A 2094-nucleotide genomic window follows, 5' to 3' on the forward strand; every position below is an offset into this window, starting at 1 on the left:
TAATCGCCAACCAAAATCACGCTGTAAATGGGCAATCATTGTTTCATCATCCCAAGAGACTATTTCTTCTTTTCTATCAAGAGGATGACACCAAACTAGAGAGCTACGCCCTTCGCTCATCGGTAACATGGCAAGTGGACCATATTGGGTAAAACGCTCGAAAGCTTGACCTTTTGGATCAAGCTCTGTTTTAACATTAGCAATAACCGCCACTTGTTCATAAGATTTTCGTTGCCAATGCATATGGCATTGGTGACCAATAGGAGAATGCGTACCATCAGCTGCAACTAATAAATCAGCGTTTAATTGAGTACCATCATCAAGTGTCACTTCAACACTATCGATTGTGCGTTGTACATGCTCAACTTTAGATGGGCAATAAAGAGTAATATTGTCATGTTTTTGTAATTGAGAAAATAATTGACGCCCCGCATCATAAAGTTCAATCACATAACCTAAAGCTGAAATATCATAATCTTCAGCATGAAGATTCACAAAACCACAATGTCCTTTATCAGAAACATGAACATGATTAATCGGTGTGACAAAAGGTTTTAATATTGACCAAAGCCCGATTTGTTCTAGCCTTTTTGCCGTACCTTGCGCTAATGCGATAGCTCTTGCATCAAACCCAGGATGATCTTTATCAGGCTCTCTTGCTTCAATCAATGAGATAGAAATATTACCTTTATTTAATGTTGAAAGAGCAAGTGCTAATGTTGCACCTGTCATTCCACCACCTACAATAATCACATTCATGCTGATATTAACCTTAAATTTTTCCTGCCATTACTGCTTCAATTTCATCAGGATCTTTCACTACTGAATCGGTTAAATTTATATTGCCTGTTTCGGTAATAATGATGTCATCTTCAATACGAATACCGATACCACGGTATTCTTGTGGCACATCAGCATCAGGGGCGATATAAAGGCCCGGTTCAATAGTAAGCACCATACCTGGCTCTAAAATACGGTCACGATCGACGCCATAATGCCCAACATCATGAACATCAAGACCTAACCAGTGACTTAGACTATGCATAAAGAAATGCTGATAAGCTTTTGTTTCAATTAGATGGTCAATTTCGCCATGCATAATACCTAATTTTACTAAGCCTTCCACCATGATATACACGACTTGCTCTGTCACTTCTTTGATGCTTGTGCCAGGTTTATACAACTCAAGCGAAACGTTAATCGACTTCAAAACAATATCGTAAATTTCACGTTGTGGTCGAGTGAATTTGCCATTAACAGGGAATGTACGCGTAATATCGCCTGCATAGCCTTTTAATTCACAGCCCGCATCAATCAACACTAAATCGCCATCACGCATTTCAGATTCGTTTTCGGTGTAATGTAAAATACAGCCATTTTCACCACTTCCGACAATACTGTTGTAAGAGGGAAAACGAGCGCCATGAGAAACAAACTCATGTTCAATTTCACCTTGTAGCTGGTATTCATACATACCAGGACGGCATTTCTTCATTGCACGAGTATGTGCCAATGCTGAAATTTCGCCTGCTTTATGAAGTAATCTCATTTCAGCTTCAGATTTGAATAAACGCATTTCATGAACGATAGGACGCCAATCAACCAGCGTTTGTGGCGCTTTTAAATTACGACGCGAGCCTTTTCTTAGCGTATCTAACGCATTAAATACAATATTATCGGCAAAATCATATTCACCTTGAGCATGATAGACAATATCTAACCCATTGAATAATTGATAAAGTTGCTCACCAATATCTTCATAAGGTAATGCTTTATCTATTCCGAGTTTTTCAGGTGCGGCATCTTGCCCAAGACGACGACCAAACCAAATTTCAGCCGTTAAATCTCGAACACGATTAAAAAGCACACTATGATTATGTGTTTCATCACTTTTAATTAGTACTAATACGGCTTCAGGTTCACTAAATCCCGTTAGATAGAGAAAATCACTATTCTGACGATATGGATATTCACAATCAGCATTACGTTGTGCTTCTGGCGCTGCAAAAAATACAGCCGCACTTGCTGGTTCCATTTTCGCTAATAATGCCTGACGACGGGATAAAAATTCTTGTTTATTCATACCCACTCCTG

General features: G+C 39.0%; 2 protein-coding genes. Both read right to left on the reverse strand.

Annotation, left to right across the window (positions count from 1 at the left end):
• The coding region (locus tag M983_RS16405) for a 2-octaprenyl-6-methoxyphenyl hydroxylase (RefSeq protein WP_167348698.1) at nucleotides 1-759 on the reverse strand (759 nt) is incomplete at its 3' end.
• Between the two features lie 13 nt (nucleotides 760-772).
• Complete coding sequence (gene pepP / locus M983_RS16410) at nucleotides 773-2083, reverse strand: Xaa-Pro aminopeptidase (protein WP_066753543.1); 1311 nt, start codon at nucleotides 2081-2083, stop codon at nucleotides 773-775.
• Nucleotides 2084-2094 lie beyond the last annotated feature (11 nt).

Source organism: Proteus myxofaciens ATCC 19692 (assembly GCF_001654855.1).
Taxonomy (GTDB): domain Bacteria; phylum Pseudomonadota; class Gammaproteobacteria; order Enterobacterales; family Enterobacteriaceae; genus Proteus; species Proteus myxofaciens.

Coding starts and splice junctions, on each gene's coding strand:
- pepP (WP_066753543.1), bottom strand. CDS start 2,083: ATGAATAAACAAGAATTTTTATCCCGTCGTCAGGCATTATTAGCGAAA.